Source organism: Dolichospermum sp. LEGE 00246, assembly GCF_015207865.1.
In the GTDB taxonomy this organism is placed as follows: Bacteria; Cyanobacteriota; Cyanobacteriia; order Cyanobacteriales; family Nostocaceae; genus Dolichospermum; species Dolichospermum heterosporum.
The window spans coordinates 1-6,926 of the sequence record NZ_JADEWA010000291.1; the positions used below are offsets into that span (position 1 = coordinate 1).

The 6,926-nt window shown below is 40.9% G+C and carries 6 protein-coding genes; 3 read left to right on the plus strand and 3 right to left on the minus strand.

Annotation, left to right across the window (positions count from 1 at the left end; translation table 11 throughout):
* Positions 1–202: 202 nt before the first annotated feature.
* From IQ228_RS17580 to IQ228_RS17590, 3 genes are all read right to left on the minus strand, one after another.
* Positions 203–505 carry an RNA-binding protein RbpA gene (locus tag IQ228_RS17580; RefSeq protein WP_027401821.1) on the minus strand — a complete coding sequence of 101 codons (303 nt, stop codon included), beginning with the start codon at positions 503–505 and terminating at the stop codon, positions 203–205.
* Between the two features lie 140 nt (positions 506–645).
* Positions 646–921, minus strand: a complete 276-nt coding sequence (locus IQ228_RS17585) for an RNA-binding protein (RefSeq protein ID WP_193963758.1) — start codon at positions 919–921, stop codon at positions 646–648.
* A 417-nt stretch (positions 922–1,338) separates the two neighbouring features.
* Positions 1,339–2,214, minus strand: coding sequence for a PD-(D/E)XK nuclease family protein (locus IQ228_RS17590; RefSeq protein WP_027401823.1), 876 nt, complete (start codon positions 2,212–2,214; stop codon positions 1,339–1,341).
* Positions 2,215–2,336: 122 nt separating this feature from the next.
* Between IQ228_RS17590 and IQ228_RS17595 the strand changes: the two genes are divergently transcribed.
* The 3 genes from IQ228_RS17595 to ftsH3 all read left to right on the plus strand — a co-directional run bounded on the left by IQ228_RS17595 (position 2,337) and on the right by ftsH3 (position 6,850).
* Positions 2,337–3,764: a phosphoglucomutase/phosphomannomutase family protein gene (locus tag IQ228_RS17595; protein ID WP_027401824.1), complete on the plus strand. Its 1,428-nt coding sequence runs from the start codon at positions 2,337–2,339 to the stop codon at positions 3,762–3,764.
* Between the two features lie 153 nt (positions 3,765–3,917).
* Positions 3,918–4,703 (plus strand): hypothetical protein, encoded by a 786-nt coding sequence (locus tag IQ228_RS17600; protein ID WP_193963759.1) that lies wholly within the window; start codon positions 3,918–3,920, stop codon positions 4,701–4,703.
* A 302-nt stretch (positions 4,704–5,005) separates the two neighbouring features.
* On the plus strand, positions 5,006–6,850 hold the full coding sequence (ftsH3, locus tag IQ228_RS17605; protein WP_027401619.1) for an ATP-dependent zinc metalloprotease FtsH3: 1,845 nt from the start codon (positions 5,006–5,008) through the stop codon (positions 6,848–6,850).
* Positions 6,851–6,926 lie beyond the last annotated feature (76 nt).

Here is a 6,926-nt window from a genome sequence, read left to right on the forward strand (position 1 = left end):
GGACTTCCAATTAAAAAAATCCCCAAAAGTTTCTTGTGGTGCGGGACGAATTGCCCGCTAATTACCAAGGACAGGCAGGATGCCCATCCCACAAAATTGGGTAATTTATTTTTTGGTGATCCCTAAGCTTTTGTATACATTAAAAAAGACAGAGATTTTCTCTGTCCTGAAAATATGATGCTTAGAGTTTTAATGGCAAAATTTAGTAGCGATCGCGTCCACCACCACCATATCCACCACGTCCACCACCACCACCACGATCTTCCTTGGGTTTAGCTTTGTTAACTTTTAAGCCCCGTCCCATCCATTCAGCACCGTCAAGTGCTTCAATTGCGGCTGTTTCTTCTGCCTCTGTTCCCATTTCTACAAAGGCAAAACCTCTTTTCCGACCAGTCTCCCGATCAGTAGGTAGTTGGACTCTCTTAACAGTTCCATATTCTGCGAAAACCCCACTCAGGTCATTTTCTGTAACCTCATAGGATAAATTACCAACGTAAATTGACATTGAATGACTCCGAAAATTAAAAAGTTGACTTGTTCCTTAACTACAATATCAGCACTCAGATAAAATCCGCCATAGGACTTAAAAAAGACACAATATGTGTCTGTTTTGATAGAATTACGGTTTATTGTAGGTGTTAAAACTTAGTAACGGTTCCGGCCACCACCACCACGATCTTCTTTGGGTTTAGCTTTGTTAACCTTCAAGCTGCGTCCCATCCATTCAGAACCATCAAGTGCTTCAATCGCGGCTGTTTCTTCTGCGTCTGAACTCATTTCTACAAAGCCGAAACCCCTGGCGCGTCCGGTTTCTCGGTCAGTAGGCAGTTGAGCTTTTTTCACAGTTCCATATTCTGAAAATGCCTGCTTGAGGTCTTCTTCTGTAACCTCATAGGATAAATTACCAACGTAAATTGACATTGAATAGCTCCGAAAATTAAAAAGTGGACTTTTAGACTATTAACATGAGGAATGCCTCAACCATATAATACCCGTAATTAAGGTTTATTTTCTAATTTGGCATGGAAATTTTTTCTCCAGTAGCATAACTCTCCAAATCACCGACAGCTAGATTGACAAAATCATCAATAATTGAGGCGGAGATTGATGATGCAGCAAGATTTGTACAGTTAATTATGGTTGTGAATTATTTTAGCTTAAACAGTATAAGCCTCTCACCTACTCGATAGGGAGGTGATGAGATGAATACAATACGCGCGAGTGAGGAATTGCCCAACGAACAAAATTAAGATAACTTACTCAATCTCACTTTCTAAATCACCAAATACGACTCACGAAAATGTTGGAGAAGGGTGAGATTTTTTGACACTCTCAGGGCTAAAGCCACTGAGCTTTACGCTTACCGCTAACTTTTGTAATTGGCATCACATAAGATTTTGGTAGTTTTAAATCAGCGAATTCACAGATAGAATTAAAAGCACAAAAACGGCAATGGTTGCCAGGATTGGGGGGAAATATTTGACTGAAGTTGCTATTTTTAGCTTCATATTGTTGCAAATCTTCTTGATGTTGATGGGCAATATTTGCTAACTCAGATTCTAAAGATTTAAACTCACTATTACTAATAGTAATTAATTCCGATTTTTTGCCAGCTTCCAAATTATAAAAAGATGCAACTGCGGGTTTGCCAGGATAAAGATAACGGGCTGCAAGTAAATAAACTAGTGCTTGTCTGTGGTCAAAAGCCGATCTACCTGTTTTAAAATCTAAAATATGTAAGGTGCTATCAGACTCAATAAATATACAATCCATAGCGGCATATAACCGAAAGCAGTAATCTTGTTTTTCAATCACAATCGGTTTGGGAAAACCTTCATCACCTGAAGTTAATTCTAGAATCCGCTTACCTAATAATAAAGGGGCATTTTGATATTTTCTTAAAATTTGTAATACCCGATATTTAACTGTTTCATGGGTTTGACTCAATCTCAATAACCTCGCCACTTTTTCCACACCATCAACCTGGGTTAACCAATGAAGATGACGATGAAACTCATACACACCTTTTTGGGCAAGAATGCCAATGCGCTGGGGTGGGGTAGCTGTTGCCAATAAAGCTTTGACTTGGGGTTCATGCTGTCGCGCTTTAATAAATCCTCTTCTCATTTGGCAATGCCAATGTTCCTGTCCCCGGCTGGGGGCAAATAAAGACCAAAGGTGGTAACTAACAAAGGGTCTATTGGGGGTTGACATTGCTCATGTAGAGTGAGAGAAATTACCTTGGGGATACTTGCGGCTTAGTGGCTGTTCCACAGCTTTGCTGGATGTTTCCTAATAGTAAATAGTCATAATAATGCACGGGAGAGAGTGGCAATATGAGTAACCCTAGCAATTCCGGTAAGATAAAGTTTGGTACTGATGGATGGCGCGGAATTATTGCCGATGATTTTACTTTTCCTAATGTACGGAAAGTAACGAGAGCGATCGCTAGTTATCTGGAAACTGCCTATAGTCAGGATAGGCCTGTTTTAATTGCCTACGATACACGGTTTTTAGCTGACGAGTTCGCCCAGGCATCTGCCGCAGTTTTGGCGGATTTGGGCTGGAATGTGAAAATTACTGATCGGGATTGTCCCACGCCAGTAATTGCCTACAATGCTCGTCTTCTCAATTCCGCAGGGGCTTTGATGTTTACTGCTAGTCATAATCCTGCACCCTATTGTGGGATTAAATATATTCCCGATTATGCAGGTCCTGCAACTCCAGAAATTACTGATACTATTGTCGCCAATATAGAAACAGCATCGGACGAGTTACCCGGCAGTAACCCATCTGGTTCAATTTCTACTTTTGATCCGAAGCCCGATTATCTAAATTTTATCTACACCTTGTTAGATGTGGAAAAAATTAAAAGTGCGAATTTAAAGGTCAAATATGATGCCCTTTATTCTACCTCACGGGGATATTTAGATGAAGTCTTGCAACACTGTGGTTGTCAATTAGAAAGTTTCCACGATTGGCGAGATGTCCTGTTTGGCGGTGGTATGCCTGAACCCAAAGGGGAACAGTTAGTTGAGTTGGTGGCAGCAGTGAAGGCTGATCATGCGGATTTGGGTTTGGCTACAGATGGTGATAGCGATCGCTTTGGTATTGTTGATGAACAAGGTAATGTTCTCACTCCCAATACAGTGCTGTTAGTTCTAGCACGGCATTTGATTAAAAACAAGGGTAAGAGCGGTGCAATTGTTAGGACTGTGGCAACTACGCATTTATTAGATAATTTTGCTGCTAAGTATGGCTTACAAATTTATGAAACTGCGGTAGGTTTTAAATACATTGGCGAGAAAATGCGGGAAACCGCCGTTTTGATCGGTGGAGAAGAATCCGGTGGTTTAAGTATCATTGGGCATATTCCCGAAAAAGATGGGGTTTTAGCAGATATGCTAGTAGCTGAGGCGATCGCTTATGAAGGTAAGCCTTTAAGTCAGTTGGTACAAGAAGCTATAGCCGAAGCTGATGGACCTTTGTATAACAATCGCTTGGATTTACACCTCACGGAAGATCACAAAGTCGCAGTCATTGATTCCTACACCCAAAATCCGCCCTCAGAAGTGGCAGGAATTCAGGTGAAAGAGGTGGGCAGGAAAGATGGTATTAAACTGTATTTAGAAGAGGGTAGCTGGGTGTTACTGCGTCCTTCTGGAACAGAACCTTTGGTGAGAGTGTACATGGAAACCAACTCACCGGAAAAACTTAGTCAGATTGCTAAATTCATGGAAGGTGAAATTGCTAAGTTAGCTTAGTTTATAGCAGGGAGCAGGAGTCACCGAGTCAGAAAGAAGAAAGAAGAAAGAAGAAAAAGTGGAAGTGGAAGTGGAAGTGGAAGTGGAAGTGGAAGTGGAAGTTGAGTAACTGTAATTTTTATTCCCTGCCCCCCACTCCCCCACTCCCCCACTATGTTTTTATCTCGTGAAGCTATTACCACGCCATTAGTTGCTTGCTTTTGTATTGTCAGTATTAGCTTAATGCAAATACCAAAACTGCAAAAACTATTAACTAATAAACAATCTATTTCCGTAGAAGCTCTCCAAAAAGACCTCAAGAAAGAAAGTTTTCGCTTAAACTTACTTGAGGCTATCCCCAGTTTTAGTTATAAAAATTTCATTGCCGATTGGGTATATATTGATTTTTTGCAATTCTTCGGTGATAATGAAGCCAGAGATAAAACCGGATACAGTATCAGCCCAGAGTATTTTGAAGTTATTTTAGACCGTGATCCACGTTTCTTGGAAGCTTATTTAGGACTTTCTATAAGTAGTTCTTTATACGGTGGTATGCCAAATAGAACTATAGCTTTAATGGAAAAAGGATTAAAATCTTTATCACCACAAATTCCCCCCAGGTCATACTATATCTGGCGCTACAAAGGCACAGATGAGTTATTATTTTTAGGTAATGCTCAGGCATCAAAAAAATCTTTTCTCAAAGCCGCAGAGTGGGCAAGCACTTATACTGATGAAGAAGGTAAGCAAGTAGCGTTTATTTCTCAAAAAACTGCCAATTTTTTGAGTAAAAATCCTGATAGTAAAGCAGCACGAGTGGCTACATGGGCAATGGTTTTAAACAATAATGTAGATGAAAAAACTCGCAACCGAGCAATTCAGGAAATTGAAGCCTTGGGAGGAAAGGTCGTTACAAATGCCGACGGCACAGTTAGTATTAGACCACCAGAAAAAGATTGATTGGTCATTGGTCATTGGTCATTGGTCATTGGTCATTGGTCATTGGGTAATTTTCTCCTGACTCCTGACTCGGTGACTCTTGACTCGGTGACTCCTTGACTCCTGACTCCCGCAAAGAATCGCTACAATAGAATTTCTACTATCCTCATCTTTTAGGCCTGTAGGGTAGAACAGATTATTTTTATTGTGACAGGAGGATTATTTTAAGATATATTAAGATAAGTTAACATAATTATCATAATGTCCTCTTCCTTAGAGAAGCTAGGTATAAGCAGCAAACAAGTACAGGAGAATCAACATCGGTGAATAATAAAAAATGGCGAAATACGGGGCTGTACGCGCTCCTTTTTATAGTGGTTATTGCGCTAGGAACGGCATTGTTTGACAAACAACCTCAAAGCCGAGAAACATGGCGCTACAGCCAATTTATCCAAGAAGTCGAAAAAGGCAGAGTTGAGAGAGTCAGTTTAAGTTCCGACCGGTCTACAGCCTTGGTGACACCTAAATATGACCCTAACAAAAAGATTGTTACCTTAGTTAATGACCCAGATTTAATCAATACTCTGACAAATAAAGGTGTTGATATTGCCGTATTACCTCAAGCAGACGAAGGATTCTGGTTTAAGGCTCTCAGCAGCTTATTCTTCCCTGTATTGCTGTTAGTTGGTTTATTTTTCCTCCTCCGTCGCGCACAAGGTGGACCAGGTAGCCAAGCTATGAACTTTGGTAAATCTAAAGCCAGGGTGCAAATGGAACCCCAAACTCAAGTTACCTTTGGTGACGTTGCGGGTATTGACCAAGCCAAATTAGAATTAAATGAAGTTGTAGACTTTTTAAAGAATGCCGATCGCTTTACCGCTATTGGTGCAAAAATTCCTAAAGGTGTACTTTTAGTTGGTCCTCCTGGTACAGGTAAAACCCTCCTCGCGCGGGCTGTTGCTGGAGAAGCAGGTGTTCCTTTCTTCTCAATTTCTGGTTCTGAATTTGTGGAAATGTTCGTTGGTGTGGGTGCTTCCCGTGTCCGCGATTTATTTGAACAAGCGAAAACCAATGCTCCTTGTATCGTCTTTATTGATGAAATTGACGCAGTAGGTCGTCAACGGGGTGCTGGTTTAGGTGGTGGTAACGACGAACGGGAACAAACCCTCAACCAGTTACTAACGGAAATGGATGGTTTTGAAGGTAACACTGGTATTATTATTATTGCTGCTACCAACCGTCCTGATGTATTAGATGCTGCTTTATTACGTCCAGGTCGTTTTGACCGTCAAGTTGTGGTTGACCGTCCCGACTACGCTGGTAGAAGTGAAATTCTCAGAGTTCATGCCCGTGGTAAAACTTTATCTAAAGATGTAGACTTGGATAAAATTGCCCGCCGGACTCCTGGTTTTACCGGTGCAGATTTATCTAACCTGTTGAATGAAGCCGCAATTTTAGCCGCCCGTCGCAATTTAACTGAAATTTCGATGGATGAAATTAATGATGCAATTGACCGTGTATTAGCTGGACCCGAAAAGAAAGACCGGGTAATGAGCGAAAAGCGCAAAACTTTGGTTGCATACCATGAAGCAGGTCACGCTTTAGTTGGGGCTTTAATGCCTGACTATGACCCTGTGCAAAAGATTAGCATTATTCCTCGTGGTCAAGCCGGTGGTTTAACTTGGTTTACTCCTAGTGAAGACCGCATGGACACTGGCTTATATAGCCGTGCTTATTTGGAAAATCAAATGGCTGTGGCTTTAGGTGGTCGTCTGGCTGAAGAAATCATTTTTGGTGAAGAGGAAGTGACTACTGGTGCTTCTAATGATTTACAGCAAGTGGCTAGAGTAGCTAAACAAATGATAACTCGGTTTGGCATGAGCGATCGCTTGGGTCCAGTAGCCCTGGGTCGTCAACAAGGAAATATGTTCCTGGGTCGAGATATTATGTCAGAACGCGATTTCTCAGAAGAAACCGCTGCTGCTATTGACGAAGAAGTTCGGAAATTAGTTGATACTGCTTATATTCGAGCTAAAGAAGTATTAGTCAGTAACCGCAAGGTTTTAGATGAAATTGCTCAAATGCTGATAGATAAAGAAACCGTTGACGCTGAGGAATTACAACAAATCCTTGGTAATAACGATGTGAAAATGGCAGCTTTTGCGTAATTTTTGTTAAATATCTAAAATAGGGGTAATTCTGGTTTTTCTGGGATTACCCTTTTTTTATTTTATTGTTAATGTT

Bases quoted from the DNA above. Each gene is read 5' to 3' on its own strand.
- IQ228_RS17580 (WP_027401821.1), bottom strand. From the start codon at position 505: ATGTCAATTTACGTTGGTAATTTATCCTATGAGGTTACAGAAAATGAC.
- IQ228_RS17585 (WP_193963758.1), bottom strand. From the start codon at position 921: ATGTCAATTTACGTTGGTAATTTATCCTATGAGGTTACAGAAGAAGAC.
- IQ228_RS17590 (WP_027401823.1), bottom strand. From the start codon at position 2,214: ATGTCAACCCCCAATAGACCCTTTGTTAGTTACCACCTTTGGTCTTTA.
- IQ228_RS17595 (WP_027401824.1), top strand. From the start codon at position 2,337: ATGAGTAACCCTAGCAATTCCGGTAAGATAAAGTTTGGTACTGATGGA.
- IQ228_RS17600 (WP_193963759.1), top strand. From the start codon at position 3,918: ATGTTTTTATCTCGTGAAGCTATTACCACGCCATTAGTTGCTTGCTTT.